15 protein-coding genes are annotated in these 15,406 nt (G+C 71.8%); 9 read left to right on the forward strand and 6 right to left on the reverse strand.

The window, feature by feature from the left end:
• Positions 1-26 precede the first annotated feature (26 nt).
• From K8625_RS03075 to K8625_RS03090, 4 genes are read right to left on the reverse strand one after another with little or no spacing between them, the layout of a single operon-like run.
• Complete coding sequence (locus tag K8625_RS03075) at positions 27-956, reverse strand: ABC transporter permease (RefSeq protein WP_046715597.1); 930 nt, start codon at positions 954-956, stop codon at positions 27-29.
• Positions 949-2,094, reverse strand: a complete 1,146-nt coding sequence (locus tag K8625_RS03080) for an ABC transporter permease (protein WP_223781781.1) — start codon at positions 2,092-2,094, stop codon at positions 949-951. Before K8625_RS03080 ends, K8625_RS03075 begins: the two co-directional genes overlap by 8 nt.
• Positions 2,087-3,556: an ABC transporter ATP-binding protein gene (locus K8625_RS03085; protein WP_223781782.1), complete on the reverse strand. Its 1,470-nt coding sequence runs from the start codon at positions 3,554-3,556 to the stop codon at positions 2,087-2,089. The genes K8625_RS03080 and K8625_RS03085 overlap by 8 nt, the downstream gene beginning before the upstream one ends.
• Positions 3,557-3,609: 53 nt before the next feature.
• Complete coding sequence (locus K8625_RS03090) at positions 3,610-4,797, reverse strand: BMP family protein (RefSeq protein WP_223748181.1); 1,188 nt, start codon at positions 4,795-4,797, stop codon at positions 3,610-3,612.
• 78 nt (positions 4,798-4,875) lie between these two features.
• On the opposite strand from K8625_RS03090, the gene K8625_RS03095 reads away from it, so the two are divergent.
• The gene (locus K8625_RS03095) at positions 4,876-6,180 is read left to right on the forward strand and encodes a thymidine phosphorylase (RefSeq protein WP_223781783.1); all 1,305 of its coding nucleotides are present in this window, start codon (positions 4,876-4,878) and stop codon (positions 6,178-6,180) included.
• Between the two features lie 158 nt (positions 6,181-6,338).
• On the opposite strand, the gene K8625_RS03100 is transcribed toward K8625_RS03095, so the two are convergent.
• Complete coding sequence (locus K8625_RS03100; protein WP_223748183.1) at positions 6,339-7,088, reverse strand: SDR family NAD(P)-dependent oxidoreductase; 750 nt, start codon at positions 7,086-7,088, stop codon at positions 6,339-6,341.
• 228 nt (positions 7,089-7,316) lie between these two features.
• Between K8625_RS03100 and K8625_RS03105 the strand changes: the two genes are divergently transcribed.
• From K8625_RS03105 to K8625_RS03125, 5 genes are all read left to right on the forward strand, one after another.
• Positions 7,317-7,862, forward strand: a complete 546-nt coding sequence (locus K8625_RS03105) for a TetR/AcrR family transcriptional regulator (protein WP_223781784.1) — start codon at positions 7,317-7,319, stop codon at positions 7,860-7,862.
• Between the two features lie 67 nt (positions 7,863-7,929).
• Positions 7,930-8,340, forward strand: a complete 411-nt coding sequence (locus K8625_RS03110) for an SET domain-containing protein-lysine N-methyltransferase (protein ID WP_223748185.1) — start codon at positions 7,930-7,932, stop codon at positions 8,338-8,340.
• Positions 8,341-8,779: 439 nt separating this feature from the next.
• Positions 8,780-9,145 carry a PilZ domain-containing protein gene (locus tag K8625_RS03115; protein WP_223748186.1) on the forward strand — a complete coding sequence of 122 codons (366 nt, stop codon included), beginning with the start codon at positions 8,780-8,782 and terminating at the stop codon, positions 9,143-9,145.
• Positions 9,146-9,179: 34 nt separating this feature from the next.
• Positions 9,180-9,584, forward strand: a complete 405-nt coding sequence (locus K8625_RS03120; protein WP_223748187.1) for a cytidine deaminase — start codon at positions 9,180-9,182, stop codon at positions 9,582-9,584.
• Between the two features lie 17 nt (positions 9,585-9,601).
• Positions 9,602-10,945, forward strand: a complete 1,344-nt coding sequence (locus K8625_RS03125; protein WP_223781785.1) for a 5'-deoxyadenosine deaminase — start codon at positions 9,602-9,604, stop codon at positions 10,943-10,945.
• A 9-nt stretch (positions 10,946-10,954) separates the two neighbouring features.
• On the opposite strand, the gene K8625_RS03130 is transcribed toward K8625_RS03125, so the two are convergent.
• Positions 10,955-12,265, reverse strand: a complete 1,311-nt coding sequence (locus K8625_RS03130) for a sensor histidine kinase KdpD (protein WP_223748189.1) — start codon at positions 12,263-12,265, stop codon at positions 10,955-10,957.
• Between the two features lie 307 nt (positions 12,266-12,572).
• Between K8625_RS03130 and K8625_RS03135 the strand changes: the two genes are divergently transcribed.
• The 3 genes from K8625_RS03135 to K8625_RS03145 all read left to right on the forward strand — a co-directional run bounded on the left by K8625_RS03135 (position 12,573) and on the right by K8625_RS03145 (position 15,387).
• Positions 12,573-13,310: a PspA/IM30 family protein gene (locus K8625_RS03135; protein ID WP_141328147.1), complete on the forward strand. Its 738-nt coding sequence runs from the start codon at positions 12,573-12,575 to the stop codon at positions 13,308-13,310.
• A 43-nt stretch (positions 13,311-13,353) separates the two neighbouring features.
• Positions 13,354-14,541, forward strand: coding sequence for an ABC transporter substrate-binding protein (locus tag K8625_RS03140; protein ID WP_223748190.1), 1,188 nt, complete (start codon positions 13,354-13,356; stop codon positions 14,539-14,541).
• 78 nt (positions 14,542-14,619) lie between these two features.
• Positions 14,620-15,387 (forward strand): hypothetical protein, encoded by a 768-nt coding sequence (locus K8625_RS03145; protein ID WP_223748291.1) that lies wholly within the window; start codon positions 14,620-14,622, stop codon positions 15,385-15,387.
• The last annotated feature ends 19 nt before the right edge of the window (positions 15,388-15,406 follow it).

The following is a 15,406-nucleotide window of genomic DNA, read 5'->3' on the forward strand; positions in this document are numbered from 1 at the left end:
AAGGACACCGCCTGGGTATTCGAGGCTCAGCGGGACTCCTGCTCGTATGGGACGCCGAGTGCGGCGGGGGTGCTGTTTCGCTGTCCCTGGAGCGTGAGGACCACGAGGGTGAGGACGTAGGGCAGGGCGAGCAGGACGCCCTGGGGCACGACGTCCAGGAGGCCCGGGGCGCTGGAGGCGAGGCCGATCCGGAGCGCGTTGCCGAAAGCGAAGAAGGCGGCGGCGAGGAAGGCGCCCAGCGGCGTCCAGCGTCCGAAGACCATGGCGGCCAGGGCCATGAAGCCCAGGCCCGCGGGGGTGTGCTGCTCGAAGCGGTCCAACACGGTGGTGGAGAGCACCGCGCCGCCCAGGCCTGCGAGCAGTCCGCCGCCCAGCACCGCGCCCCACCTGAGCGCGGGGACGGACAGGCCCAGCGTGGCGACCGCGTGGGGCTTGTCGCCCACGGCGCGCAGGCGCAGGCCCAGCGGCGTGCGTGTCAGGACGAGCTGCAGGAGCACGGGGAGCAGCAGCGCCAGGTACGTGGGCGCGGCGTGGCCGGAGAGCGCGCCCAGCACGGGCACCGAGGACAGCCCCGGCAGCTCCCACGTGGAGAGCTGCTGGATGGAGGGCGTGCCGTTGGGGCCGAAGTGCGTCTCCAGGAGGAAGGTGCCGCCGGCCAGGGCCACCAGGTTGAGGGCGATGCCGGACACCACCTGGTCCGAGCGCCAGCGGATGCACAGGAAGCCGTGCACCGCCGCGAGCCCCGCGCCCGCGAGCATGCCCATGACGACGGCCAGGGGCGTGGGCATGACGAGCGCGGCGACGGCGGCGCAGAAGGCGCCCACGCGCATCATGCCCTCGACGCCGACGGCCACCACGCCCGCGCGCTCGGAGAGCACCGCGCCCAGCGCGGCGAAGACGAGCGCCGGAGCGGCGTCCAGCGTGGCGAACAGCAGCCGATGGAGGACCTCAAGCATGGGGCACCTGCGCGGTGGGCGCGGCGGGCGAGGCGACGGGGGCGGGCGCGGCGCGCCGGCGCAGCACGGCCAGCCAGATGAGGCGGCCTGCGACGAAGAGCAGCGCGAGGCCCTGGATGAGCTCGGGGAAGCTCTTGTGCACGTCGAGCAACTGCATGCGCGTGCCGCCCGCGCGCAGCACGCCGAAGAACAGCGCCGCGGCGCCCACGCCCAGCGGATGGTTGTTTCCGATGAGCGCGATGGCGATGCCGTCGAAGCCGTAGGGCGCGCCGAGCGTGCCCGGGTAGCGGCCCTCGGTGCCCAGCACCAGCACCGCGCCGGCCAGGCCCGACAGCGCGCCGGCCAGCGCCATGGCGAGTCCCGCCCGTCGCGCCACGGGGATGCCGGCGGCGCGCGCGGCCTCGTCGCCCAGTCCCACCGCGCGCGTCTCGAAGCCCGAGCGCGTGCGCGTCAGCCACGCCCACACCGCCACCGCGGCGAGGGTGGCCAGCACGAAGCCCAGGTTCAGTCGCGAGGCGTCACCCAGCAGGCGCGGCAGCGCCGCGGTGGGGTGGATTTCGGCGGTGCCGGTGATGGAGGCGCCGGCCTCCGCGGTGCCGCGCAGCGGGCCCACGACGAGCCAGTTGTCGACCAGCCGCAGCGCCACCCAGTTGAGCATGATGGTGGAGATGACCTCGTGCACGCCCCGGTAGAGCCGCAGCAGGGCGGCGATGCCCGCCCACGCGGCCCCGGCGAGCGCCGCGCCCACGAGCGCCGCGGGGATGTGCAGCACGCTGGGCAGCGCCACGTGCGCGCCCACCACCGCGGCCGCGAGCGCGCCCAGCAGCATCTGCCCCTGCGCGCCGATGTTGAACAGGCCCACCTTGAAGGCCACCGCCACCGACAGCCCGGTGAAGGTGAGCAGCGCGGCCTTCATGGCCGCCTCGCCCAGCGGACGCGTGAGCACGGTGGCCGGCGCGTCCTCGATGAGGAACCGGGGCCAGTCGCCCACGCCGCCCCAGAGCATCTGGAGGTACGCCGCGGTGGCCGTGGCGAGGCCGCCCTCGTCGCGCGTGAAGGCGATGAGCAGCCAGCACACCCCCAGCGACAACAACACCGACAGCACCGACGGCAGGGCCTGCCGCGTGCGCTCACCCATGGCCCGGCTCCGCTCCCAGCATGCGACGTCCCAGCTCCTGCTCGTCGTACTCGGGCCGGGTGAACTGGCCCGTCACGCGCCCCTCGAAGAGCACGTAGACGCGGTCCGCCAGCGCCAGCACCTCTTCCAGGTCCAACGACACCAGCACCACGCCGGTGCCCTGGGCCCGGGCCTCGCGAAGCCTCGTGTGCACCTGGGCCACCGCGCCGATGTCCAGGCCTCGCGTGGGCTGCACCACCACCAGCAAGCGGGGTCGCGCGTCCAGCTCGCGCGCGACCACCACCTTCTGCTGATTGCCACCGGACAGGGCCTGCAGCGGCAGCGTCGGCTCCGGCGGGCGCACGTCGTAGGCGGCGAGCAGCTCCGTGGCCCGCGCGCGGCGTCCGTCGAAGTCGATCCACGGCCCCTTGGCGAAGGGCGGCCGGTTGTGCCGACCCAGCGCGATGTTCTCCTCCACGCTGAGCGCCTTCACCACCGCGCGGCGCAGCCGGTCCTCGGGCACGTGGCCCACGCCGCGCTCGCGCGCCTGGGCGGGCGTCAGGTGCGCCAGCTTCCCTCCGAGCAGCGTCCCGGTGCCCGACGTCAAGGGACGCAGGCCCGTGAGCACCTCCGCCAGCTCGCGCTGGCCGTTGCCGTCCACGCCCGCGATGCCGACGATTTCGCCCGCGCGCACCGTGAGGTCCACGCCCTGGAGCGCGGGCCGGCCGTTGTCGCCCTGGGCCTGCAGCCCTGACACCTCGAGCAGCACCTCGCCCGTGGAGGGCGTCTCGGGGGCCTGCGTGGCGGTGTCCGTCGGAGCGGCGCGCGCGGTGTCGCCCACCATGAGGGCGGCGAGCGCGCTCGCGGAGGTGTCCGCCGGGCGCACCTCGGAGACCAGCCGGCCCCGGCGCATCACGGCGATGCGGTCCGCCACGCCGAGCACTTCCTTGAGCTTGTGGCTGATGAGCACCACGGAGCGCCCCTGCTCGACGAGGCCGCGCATCACGCGCGCCAGCTCGTCGGCCTCCTGGGGCGTGAGCACGGCGGTGGGCTCGTCGAGGATGAGCACCCGCGCGCCCCGGTGCAGCGCCTTGACGATCTCCACCTTCTGCTGCGAGCCGACGGTGAGCGTGTCCACCCGGGCCCGGGCGTCCAGCGCGAAGCCGAAGCGGGCGCACGTCTCGGACACCTCCGCGACGGCGCGCTCGTAATCGAACAGGCCCCGGCGCGTGGGCTCGCGGCCGAGCACCACGTTCTCCGCCACCGTCAGCGTGGGCACGAGCATGAAGTGCTGGTGCACCATTCCGATGCCCCGGTCGATGGCGTCGCGCGGGCTCTTGAGGCGCACGGGCGCGCCCTCCACGGACACCTCACCCGAGTCCGGGTGATAGAGCCCGTAGAGGACGTTCATCAGGCTGGACTTGCCCGCGCCGTTCTCGCCCACGACGGCGAGCAGCTCCTTCTCGCGGATGTCGAGCGACACGTCGTCCAGCGCCGTGACGGCGCCGAACCGCTTCTGGATGTGCCGGAGGGAGATCAGGGCGCGGCGGCCTGGAAGGAGGCGAGGTCCGCCGGGACGGAAGGCACCTGGATGTCGCCGGAGATGATGCGCTGGCGCAAGGCCTCCACCTTCTGGAGCGCCTCCGCCTTGCCCGGGAAGTCCACCCGCACCTCGGCCATGGCCACGCCGTTCTCCTTGATGCCCAGCACCTGCTCGCTGGCGGTGAACTTGTCGTCCACCAGGTCCTTGGCCGTCTGGTACACGACCAGGTCCGTGTGCTTCAGCATGGAGGTGAGGATGGCCTCCGGCGCCACGTGCGACTGGTCCGAGTCCACGCCGATGGCATAGACGCTCTTGCCCGCGGCTCGCGCCTCCTTCACCGCCTGGATGACGCCGATGCCGTCCGAGCCGGCCGCGTGGAAGATGACGTCCGCGCCCTTGGCGATGAGGTCCTGGGCCACCTGCTTGCCGGCGGCCATGTCGTTGAAGCTGCCGGTGTAGACGGACATCAGGGCCTGGGCGGCCTCGGGCTTCGTCGTCTTCACGCCCGCGCGGTAGCCCACCTCGAAGCGCTGGATGAGGGGCACCTCGATGCCGCCCACGAAGCCCACCTTGTTCGTCTTCGTCACCAGGCCCGCCAGCGCGCCCACGAGGAAGCTGCCCTCGTGCTCCTTGAAGAGGACGGTGCGCACGTTGGGCAGCTTCAGCGCCTTGCCCTGCGAGTCGAGCACCTGGCTGTCGATGAGCAGGAAGCGCGCCTTCGGGTTCTCCTGGGCGGAGGTGCGCACGGCGTTGGCCAGCAGGTAGCCGTTGCCGATGGTCAGCTGCGAGCCCCGGTCCACGAGCAACTGGAGGTTGGGGATGTAGTCCTCCTGGGCCTTGCTCTGGAGGACCACGGGCTGGATGGGCAGCGGCTTCAGGGTGGCGGCGATGGAGGACAGGTGGGCGGGGAGCGACTTGCTCACCTCGTCCGGGGCCGCGTCCACGTACTTGCCGCCCTCATAGCGCTTGCCGGCGGCCCACAGCTCCAGGCCGCGCAGGGCGGCGTCGTTGAAGGAATGGTCACCCCGGCCGCCCACGTCGATGACGAGGCCGACGGGGAGGGGCTTCTTCGCCGCCTGCTGGGAGGTGGCGGGAGCGCCCGCGGGGGGCGACTCCTCCTTGGACTTGGTACAGGCGCACAGGAGGGCCGTGAGGGCGAGGACCTGGAGGCGAAGCATCATGGCTGGCTATCTACCAGATGCGGCGGCGCCTTTCGCGGAAGTGCATGGGGGGCCTCGTTCCTGGTATGGGCAGTCCCCGTGCAACCCTACGAGCTCATCAAGGCAAAGCGGGATGGAGGCCGGCTGGAGCCGGCGGACATCGCCGCGTTCATCCAGGCGTATACGGCGGGAACGGTGGCGGACTACCAGATGGCGGCCATGTGCATGGCCGTCTTCTTCCGGGGGCTGGACTCCCGGGAGCTGGGGGCCTGGGCTCGGGCCATGCTCAATTCAGGCGAGGTGCTGGACCTGTCCGACACCCCGGCCGTGAAGGTGGACAAGCACTCGACGGGCGGCGTGGGGGACAAGGTGTCGCTCAGCCTGGCGCCCCTGGCGGCCGCGTGCGGGGTGCCGGTGCCGATGATTTCGGGCCGGGGCCTGGGCCACACGGGCGGGACGCTGGACAAGCTGGAGTCCATCCCGGGCTTCAACGTGAACCTGTCCACGGCCGAGTACCGCCGGCTGGTGCGCGAGGTGGGCTGCTGCCTGATTGGCCAGACGGCGCAGGTGGCGCCCGCGGACAAGAAGCTCTACGCGCTGCGTGACGTGACGGCGACGGTGGACTGCATCCCGCTGATTGCCTCGTCCATCATGAGCAAGAAGCTGGCGGAGGGCATCGACGCGCTGGTGCTGGACGTGAAGGTGGGCAGCGGCGCGTTCATGAAGCGCGACGAGGATGCCCGCACGCTGGCGAAGACGATGATTGGCCTGGGCGCGGAGATGGGGCGCAAGGTGGTGGCGCTCCTGACGGACATGGACCAGCCCCTGGGCCGCAAGGTGGGCAACGCGCTGGAGGTGATGGAGGCGGTGGACATGCTCCGCGGCGAGGCGCCGGAGGACTACACCGAAATCACCTACGCGCTGACGGCGGAGATGCTGGTGCTGGGCAAGAAGGCCGCCACCGTGGACGAGGCGCGCGAGAAGCTGCGCAAGTCCGTCGAGGACGGCAGCGCCATCCGGAAGTTGAAGGAGATCGTCCAGTCGCAGGGCGGAGACCCGCGCTCCGTCGACGACTACTCGCTCTTGCCGCAGGCGCGCGCCACGGTGGACGTGGTGGCGCCCCGGGATGGCTTCGTGACGGGCATCGACACGGAGGGCGTGGGCCTGGCGGGCGTGGCGCTCGGCGCGGGCCGGCAGCGGGTAGACAGCAAGATCGACCCGGCCGTGGGCTTCACGCTGCTGAAGAAGACGGGCGAGGCGGTGAAGAAGGGCGAGCCCGTGGTGCGCGTGCACTACAACGACGAGGCGCCCGTCGAGGGCGTCAAGGCGCGGCTGCTCGCGGCCTATCGCTTCGGCGATGCCGCGCCCGCGCCGCGCCCGCTGGTTCGCGAGCGCGTGGAGTAGGTAGGAGGGAAGGGGCGCCGTTCGCGGTGAAGCGCCCCTCGAATTGCGTTCGCGGCCTCGCGCGAGTGCGTGAGGCCGGGCGCTCGAGGTGGGGTGCCTGGGCCGAGTGGTCCATCTTCGGACCGCTCGCGCCACGGAGGCTCGTCACTCCGCCGTGCCTACGCGCCCTGGCCGCCGTCGACGTCGAGCACGGCGCCGGTGATGTAGGAAGCGCCCGGTCCGGCGAGGAACACGATGCTCTCGGCGACCTCCTCGGGACGGCCGAAGCGCCCCAGGGGGATGGTCGCGTTGATGGCGGGCTTGTGCGGCTCCAGCCCCGCGGACATGTCCGTGTCCGTGAAGCCCGGCTGCACCACGTTGACCGTGATGCCGCGCGCGCCCAGGTCTCTCGCCACGCCCTTGGTGTAGCCCACCACCGCCGCCTTCGTCGCCGTGTAGTCCGCCATGCCCGGCATGCCGACGCGGCCCGTGATGCTCGAGCCCACGGTGATGATGCGCCCACCCTCGCCCATCACCTTCGCCGCCTCGCGGATGGCCGCGATGACGCCGGTGACGTTGACCCGGTGCTGCCGGTCCAGCACCGCCACGTCCTGCTGCGCGTTGTCGATGGGACTCTGCGTCGCCACGCCCGCGTTGTTCACCAGGATGTCCAGCCGCCCGAAGCGCTCGGCGACGGCCGGGATGAGCTTCGCCGCCTCCTCCGCCACCGCCTGGTCCGCCTGGAAGGCCGCCGCCCGCACCCCCTCGGACTCCAGCTCCCGCACCAGCGCCTGCGCCTTCTCCGCCGACGCCACGTAGCTGATGGCCACGTCCGCTCCCTCCCGCGCGAGCGCCCGCGCCGCCGCCGCGCCGATGCCCCGCGAACCCCCCGTCACCAGCGCCACCTTGCCTGCGAGCTTCTTCGACATGTTCGTCATCCCTTCAATGAGGTTGTGTACTAATTGGTACTGAATTGGGCGCACGCCGGGCGCGCTCCGCGCGGGACACGCGAGCCGCACGCATTGGATTCGTACCGGCCGGTACAGATATGCGGCGCTGGCCGGCCCGGGTCAAGGGGATTAGTATCGAACGGTATGAAACCAAAGACGGCAGCCGCCCCAGTGGGGCGTCCCCGGGGTTTCGACGTGGATGAGGCGTTGGACCGTGCGCTGCGGCTGTTCTGGCGGCAGGGCTACGAGGGCACCTCGCTGTCGGACCTGACGGAGGCGCTCGGCATCAACCGGCCCAGCCTCTACGCGGCGTTCGGCAACAAGGAGTCCCTGTTCCGCAAGGCGCTGGACCGCTACGTCGAGCGCCACCTGTGCCTCTACCGCGACGCCTTCGCGAAGCCCACGGCCAGGGAGGCCGTGGAGCACCTGCTCCTGGGGCTGGCGGACGCGCAGACGCTGCCCCGCGAGCCCAAGGGCTGCATCACGGTGCAGGGCGCGCTGGTGAGCGGGGCGGACGCGGCGCCCATCCAGGGGGAGCTGGCCGCCCGGCGCGCGGCGGGGGAGCAGGCCCTGCGCGAGCGGCTGGAGCAGGGCCAACGCGAGGGTGACGTCCCCGCGCACGTCGACTGCGCGGACCTGGCGCGCTACTTCACCACCGTCACGCAGGGGATGGCCGTGCAGGCCGCCACCGGGGCCAGCCGCGAGTCGCTGCGGCGCGTGGCCCGGACGTCGCTTCTGGCGTGGCCGACCTGAGCCTCGCTCCGGTCTTCACCTCGGCCCTGGAAAGAGGCATCTTCGCGCGCGCCAACGGCAGGGGCGCATGAACACGGGCGAAGCGCTGTATCTGCATCCGGGTGTGAAGGTCCGGCCCTGCGAGTGGGGCTACGGCGTCTTCACCGACGAATTCATCAAGGCCGGCGAGCTCATCGAGGAGTGTCGCTATCTCAAGGTGCTGCAGAAGCACACCCGGCACCCGCCGCTCGACGACTACGTCTTCCAGATTCGCTGGAGCGACCGCGAGCAGCAGCCCGCGGGGGACTGGGTCGCGCTCGTGCTGGGCTACGGCATGCTCTACAACCACGCCAAGGAGCCCAGCGCCGCCTACTACCGCGCGGTGGACCGGGACCTCTTCACCTTCTACGCCCTCCGGGACATCCACCCCGGCGAGCAGATCTGCATCAGCTACGGCGAGGAGTGGTGGGACTCCCGGGGCCAGGGGGGCCCTCCCTGAGCGGGCCCGTGGCTTCGACGCGGGGCGCAAGGCGCCTCACTCCCGGTACAAGACATTCTTGGGGCAAACCCGCGTCACCCATGAAAATCGGCGCCTCCCCGGCGGGTGGGCAAGCGTATGATGGGCGGCAGATGGTGCATCAGGAACACGTGACGGACGCGCTGAGGGCCGTTCGCCGGGGGGCCTGGGAGAGGAAGCCACACCCGGGCTTCGACCTCCCCACGGGGCTTTCCCTGGCGCGGCCGGGCGGGCCCGTGACGTGTCCTCGAGCGCGCCGCGTGCCGGGGGCTGCCCCGGCGGGACTTCAACGGATGCCAGCAGTCATGCGAGCGGAGCGGGTGTGGATGCGCACCTTCCGGAGAGGGTGTCTCCGGAGGCGGGCCGTCCCGCGGGCGCTCCCGACGGTGACGCGGGCATGAGTGGCAGGACTGGAACGGCGATGGCCGAGAGGAACGACTCGATGAGCGACAAGGCCGAGGACCGGCGCGACTCCCCCCGGATTCCCATGCGCCTGAAGGTGCGCCGGGCGGGAAGCTCGACGGAGTTCGAGACACGTGAGGGCGACCTGTCCATTGGCGGCTGCGCCTGGAACGGGCCGGGGCTGGAGGCGGGGGCCCAGGTGGAGGTGCGCTTCCAGCTCCCCATCCTCCCCGACGAGGTCGAGGCCCGCGGCGAGGTGCTGCACGTGACGAACGGCCCGCAGGGGCCCGCCGCGCACGTGCGCTTCGTGGACCTGCCGGTGGAGGCGGAGCTGGCCATCGCCCGCCACCTGGATGACCGGCGGCTGGCCGGCGAGCCGGGCTGAGTCCACCCGCGGCACCTTGTTGGAGGAGGGCGACATGGCGGACGAGATTGCCTGGGAGCGGCTGTACGAGGAGGCCACCCGGGTGCGCGAGCGGGCGCACGTGCCGTACTCCCGCTTCCCCGTGGGGGCGGCGGTGCTCTACGCGGACGGCTCCGTGGTGGCGGGCTGCAACGTGGAGAACGCGACCTACGGCCTCACGGTGTGCGCCGAGCGCAACGCCCTGGCCGCGGGCGTGGCCCAGGGGCGCAAGCAGCCGGTGGCGGTGGCCGTGGTGGCCAACCCCGAGGCGCCGGTGCCCCCGTGCGGCATGTGCCGACAGGTGATGGCGGAGTTCGCGGGGCCGAACCTGCCCGTGCGCAGCCGCTCCCCGAACGGGGTCGAGGCGCGCTACACCCTGGGCGAGCTGCTGCCGCACGCCTTCACCAAGGACTTCCTCTAGAGAGAGCGCGAGTACCCGTGGATTTGCTTCTGACCGGCGGTACCGTGGTGACGATGAACCGCGAGCGCGAGGTGCTCGCGGGCGCGGACGTGCTCGTGCAGGACGGGCGCATCGCGAAGGTGGGCCGGGGCCTGAAGGCCCGGGGCACGCGGCGCGTGGTGGACGTGACGGGCAAGGTGGTCCTGCCCGGCCTCATCCATGGCCACCTGCATGCCTGCCAGACGCTGTTCCGCGGCCGCGCGGACGGGCTGGAGCTGCTCGACTGGCTCCGCGAGCGCATCTGGCCGTACGAGGCGTCCCACGACGCGGCCTCCATGCGCGCGTCGGCGGACCTGACGTTCGCGGAGCTCATCCGCTCGGGCTCCACGGCGGCGCTCGACATGGGCAGCGTGCACCACTACGACTCGGTCTTCGAGTCCGCGCGGGACTCGGGGTTCCGGCTGGTGGGCGGCAAGGCGATGATGGACGCGGGCGCCAGCGTGCCCGCGGGCCTGCGCGAGTCCACCGCCGACTCGCTCTCCGAGAGCCTGGCGCTCTTGGAGAAGTGGCACGGCACGCACGAGGGACGCCTGCGCTACGCCTTCGCGCCGCGCTTCGTGTTGTCGTGCACGCCGGAGCTGCTGCGGGAGGTGGCCCGGCTGTCGCGCGAGAAGGGCGTGCGCATCCACACGCACGCGAGCGAGAACGCGAAGGAGACGGAGGCGGTGCGCCAGTACACGGGCGGCCGCGACAACGTCGACTTCTTCCACACGGTGGGGCTCACGGGCCGGCACGTGACGCTGGCCCACTGCGTGTGGCTGTCCGCCGAGGAGCAGGAGATCCTCCGCGAGACGCAGACGGTGGTGTGCCACTGCCCCGGCTCCAACCTGAAGCTGGCGTCGGGCATCGCCAAGGTGCCGGAGCTGCTCGAGGCCGGGGTGTCGGTGGCGCTGGGCGCGGACGGCGCGCCCTGCAACAACACGCTCGACCTGTTCCACGAGATGCGGCTCGCGGCGGTGATGCACAACCCGCGCGTGGGCCCGCTGGCGATGACGCCCATGCGCGTGCTGGAGATGGCCACGCTGCACGGCGCCAGGGCGCTGGGGCTGGAGGACGAGGTGGGCTCGCTCGAGTCCGGCAAGCGCGCGGACATCACCGTCGTGGACCTGAGCGGCCTGCACGCGGGGCCCACGCCGGAGGACGTGCTGGTGCCGCTGGTGCACTCGGCGCGCTCCAGCGACGTCACCCACGTGTTCATCGACGGGCGGCCGGTGCTCAAGGACGGCGTGCTGACCACGCTGGACGCGGCGTCGGTGCTCTCCAGCGCGAAGTCCAACGTGGAGCGCATCCTCAAGCGCAAGAAGCAGCGCGCCCGGGGCTGACGGGCGACGTCAGGCGGGCAGGCGCACCACGAAGGAGGTGGGCCAGCCCGGCGTGTCCTCCACGGCCACCCTGCCGCCGTGGGCCTCGGTGGCCAGCCGCGCGAAGTACAGGCCCAGGCCGTAGCCCCGGCGGCTGTCGCGCTCCGGGGCGCCCTGCACGTACTTGTCGAACAGCTTGTCGCGCAGGTCCGCGGGGATGGGCGGGCCGTCGTTGCGCACCGCCAGCCAGGGGCCGCGTGCGTCCGCTCCACCCTCCAGGCGCACCTTGCCGCCGGTGGGCGCGTAGCGCAGGGCATTGGTGGCCAGGTTCTCCACGACGCGCGTGAGCAGGTCCGCGTCGCCCTGGAGGGCCAGCCCCTCGGGCAGGGTGATGTCCAGGGTGAGCCGGCGCGCGCGGGCCACGCTCTCCAGCGAGCGCCGCACGTCCTCCAGGAGCCGGAGCGCGTCGAGCGGCACCTTGCGCGGCGCCAGTCGCCCCTGCTCCAGCCGGGACACGTCCATCAAGTCGGTGATCATGCGGTCCAGGCGCGCGGTGACGGCCAGTCCCGTGTTCGCGGACTCGTTGAGGGGCCCCTGGGGCAGCTCCTGCTGCATCCACGACAGCGTCATCGTCAGGGCCGACAGCGGCGAGCGCAGGTCATGGACGAGGAACTGCGTGAGCAGCTCCTTGTCTCGCTGGAGCGCGCGCAGTTCGTCGTTCTTCTCGTGCTCCTCGTCGAGCAGCCGGGCGATGAGGGTCCGCGCCTCCTCCACCTCCTGGAAGCGTCGGGCCTCCAGGGCCCGGTCCACCTCCACGCGGGTGAGGGCGCCGGCGAGCACGCGCAGCCGCCCGGTGCCGTAGTGCTTCACCGCGGCCACCATCATCAGCGTGACGACGGCGATGAGCACCGCGCCCCAGCCCACGCCCGCCTCGCGCATCAGCGCGGCCTGGGCCACGGACGACAGCGCGGCGGTGCCGTAGACGACGATGGGGCGCAGGGTGAGCCCGCTGAGCGTCACCACCAGCGCGAAGAGGCCCAGGCTGAAGCCCGCCACTCCCGCGGGGAACGGGGAGATGGGCAGCGCCAGGTGTTGGAGGCCGTACACCAGCGCGACGTCCACCGGGGCCTGCAGCACCCCCAGCCAGCTCGCCTCCGGGCGGTGCCTCACGACGAAGAGCACGGCGGCCACGCCCACGTAGGGCGCGAGCAGCAGCGGGTAGGGCGTCCAGTCCTCTCCACCCGTCAGCCAGAGCGTCGTGGTGACGAGCAGGAAGAGCGACGCGCCCACCAGCCGCACCGCCGCTCCCGTGCCCAGGATGCTCCGGCGTTGGGCATCCACCGCCCTCGCCAGCGATTCGTCATAGGAGGAATGGGGCCAACCCGGGGCGATGTCCACGCGGGGGGAGGTTTTCCCGCTTCGCGTCCGTGGAGCAAGCCCCCCAACCGGGGGAGCCCACCGGATAGCGGCTCGAGGGGCCTCACGCGGGGCTTGCGAGCGGGAAGGCGCGGGTGGACTTGTGGGTGGTCGGCAATCGCCTTAGGTGAGTTCGCGTAGCACTGATCAGAGGGGTGATGTGGCTGCTTGCACGCCCCGGAGTTCGTGTAAGGTGGCTGCAAGTAGGTCTGGACGGAGGTAGACCAGCGATATGTGGGACAGACTCAAGAGGGCGTTGCGCAGCTTCGCGGGCTTCTTCGTCTCCTCCATCGAGGATCCGGAGCTCATCCTCGAGCAGAACATCCGTGACCTGAACGACCAGGTCCCGAAGATGAACGAGTCCATCGCCATGGTTCGGGCGAACGTGACGCTGCTGGAGAAGGAGAACGCCAAGTACAAGGACGACGTGCGCGGGCTGACGGCCAAGGTGAAGGCCGCCATCCAGGCCGGTCGCGACGACCTGGCGGCGCAGTACGCGACGAAGCTCCAGGTGGAGAAGGAAGCGCTGGAGCGCAACGAGGCGCAGCTGAACACGGCGCGTCTGGCGTACGAGAAGGCGCTGAACGTCAAGAAGGCGTTCATGCGGGAGAAGGACCGCAAGACGGCGGAGGCCATGACGGCCATCCGTGACGCGCGGCGCGCCAAGTGGCAGGCCAAGGTGGCCGACACGATGGAGTCCTTCACCGTCGCCGGCATCGACTCGACGCACGACGAGATGCTGCGCAAGGTGGAGGAGCGCACCGCCGTGAACGAGGCGCGCATGCAGATGGCGCTCGAGTCGGTGGACCACCAGTCCGCGCAGATTGAAGAAGAGGCCGAGAAGATCCAGGCCAACGAGCTGGTGAAGCAGTTCAAGATGGAGATGGGGTTGATGGACAGCCCCGCCCCGGTGTCCGACGTGAGCGGGCAGACGGGGAAGACCATCGGCAAGAAGGTCGGCGTCGAGTAGCGTGTCGGCGCATGGAGAAGGGAAGAGCCCCGGACACTGACGGATGAAGCTCCACCGCGGACCAGGTCTCTTCCTCTTCTTGTTCCTGTGTGTGCTGGGCGCGGCCTGGGTGGTCGCGTCCCGCATGGGATATCTGGACACCCTCCAGGCCCGCTTCTTCCCCTCGGTGCGCGAGGCGGTGCGGCTGTCGCCCGGTGACTTCCCCGCGGGCGTGTCCGCGCCGGTGGCGGACGTGGCCTCGGTGCCGCTTCGGCCCGTGCTCATCGGCTTCACGGCGCGCGGCTCGGCGGCGAGCCTGCTGGTGGCGGCCGGCGGGGCGACGACGCTGGACAACCCGGCGGCACCTCCGGGCGCGGCGCAGGGCGTGCTGAAGACGGCCTATGCGCTGGATGCGCGCGCGGTGCTCTTCGCCCGGGAGGAGGAGCTGCGGCAGGCCCTGGCCATCGGCGCGGAGAACGGCGGCGTGGACATGGGCTTCCTGTCGGTGGACCGGCTGGCGTCCTGGGCGCCGGGCCTGCGGGACGCCGCGCCGCGCACGTTGCTGCTGGTGGGGCGAAGCCGGGGGCAGGAGGCGCTCGCGGCGGTGGGCGTCACGGACTTGGCGAGCCTTCGAGGCAAGCGCGTGGGCGTCTACCCGTTCAGCTCCACGCACTACTTCGCGCTGTGGGTGCTGGCTCGGGCGGGGCTGAGGACGACGGACGTGAAGTGGGTGGACCTGCCGTCCACGCTGGACGCGGGGCGGGCGCTACGCGAGGGCCGCGCGGACGCGGTGGTGGGGCTGTGGGGCGACGTGGAGCTGGCGGCGCGGGACAGGGGTGGGGCGGTGCTGGCGACGACGGCGGACGCGCCGCACCTGGTGGCCACGGTGCTGGTGGCGCGGGGGGACTTCGCGGCGCGCTACCCGGACGCCGTGCGGCGGGTGCTCAGAGGGATGCTGGACGCGGGGCAGGCGGTGCTGAAGGACCCGGCGGCGGGGGCGAGGATGTTGGGGGAGGTGGCGCCGTACCTGGGAGACCCGACGGAGGCCATCCGCAGCGCGCCGCCGGCGACGCTGGCGGACAATCGAGCGTTCTTCGGTCTTTCCGGCGAGGCGCCGGTCACCTATGACGAGCTGTACCAGAGCGCCGCCGCGCTCTTCCAGAAGCTCAAGCAGGGACCACCGGTGCCACTCGCGGAGGATACGAGGGACCTGGGGGCGTTGAAGTACGTGTCGGAGGCGCGCGGTCCCTGAAGCAGCGGCGACCGAGCGACCGGGCAGGGGAGGTCGGACGTGGCGAAGAAGTCTCCGAACTACATCAAGGCCGCATTCATGATGCCCGCCAACCTGATGGGGTTGGGCACGGCGGCGGCGTCCGCGGCGGTGACGGGCGAGCCGTTGCCCGCGCTCATCGCGCTGGGGTTGGAGGGGCTCTACCTGGCGCTCTTCTCGTCGATGCCGCGCTTCCAGCGGGCCATCCGCTCGCGGGAGCCCTCGGACCCGGAGGCGGCGCGCAAGGCGGTGGACTCGCTGCTGGCGGACCTGGCGCCGTCGCAGCGTGAGCACTACCAGCAGCTGGTCGGGCTCAAGGAGAAGATCCTCGCCAACTACCGCAAGCTGCCGGGCGGCAAGGTGCTGGAGTCCGACAGCGAGCCCCGGCTGGATGCGCTCCTGACGTCGTTCCTGCGGCTCATCTCCACGCTGAACCAGTACCGCTCGTACCTGAACAGCTCCGATCGGGGAAACCTGGAGAAGGACGTGCGCGAGCTGGAGGAGGACGTGGCGCGCGAGACGAACCCCCGGTTGAAGGACGTGAAGCAGAACCGGGTGGACATCCTGCGCAAGCGGCTGGCGCGCTTCGAGCAGGCGAGCGAGAGCCGCGAGGTGGTGAGCCACCAGCTGGCCGGCATCGAGGACATGATGCGGCTGACGCACGAGCAGTCCATCGCCATCCGGGACCCGGAGGTGGTCAACCGCCAGCTCACCATGCTGAGCGCGGAGGCCGAGGCCACCGAGGAGTCCGTGCGGCAGATGGAGCAGTTCCTGGAGTTCACCGAGGAGACGCGCGGCCCGCTGCCGCATGGCTCGCGGGTGCGCTGAGCCCGGGCGTCCAGGGGCC

This window comes from Myxococcus sp. AS-1-15 (assembly GCF_020037055.1).
GTDB classification, from domain to species: Bacteria; Myxococcota; Myxococcia; order Myxococcales; family Myxococcaceae; genus Myxococcus; species Myxococcus fulvus.